This window comes from Streptomyces sp. NRRL WC-3605 (assembly GCF_001509795.1).
Classification (GTDB): Bacteria; Actinomycetota; Actinomycetes; order Streptomycetales; family Streptomycetaceae; genus Streptomyces; species Streptomyces viridochromogenes.
On record NZ_LLZN01000027.1, the window covers coordinates 1 to 237 of the forward strand.

The window sequence follows — 237 nt, forward strand, 5'->3', positions numbered from 1 at the left end:
CGGGTGCTGAGCGTGTCTGGGTGTTCTGGGCCCAGCACCCGCTGCCGGTCGGCCAGCAGTTCTTCCAACGCCGTGACAGCACCCGCAGCATCCCCCGCCTCACCCCTCCAGCGGGCGAGATAGAAGCGGGTGCTGAGGGTGTCTGGGTGTTCTGGGCCCAGCACCCGCTGCCGGTCGGCCAGCAGTTCTTCCAACGCCGTGACAGCACCCGCAGCATCCCCCGCCCTTCCCCTGTAG

Annotated in this window: 1 protein-coding gene; it reads right to left on the reverse strand. The window is 69.2% G+C overall.

Annotation, left to right across the window (positions count from 1 at the left end; all coding sequences use genetic code 11):
* The coding region (locus ADL34_RS05635; RefSeq protein ID WP_234374945.1) for a tetratricopeptide repeat protein at window positions 1-194 on the reverse strand (194 nt) is incomplete at its 3' end.
* Between the last annotated feature and the right edge of the window lie 43 nt (window positions 195-237).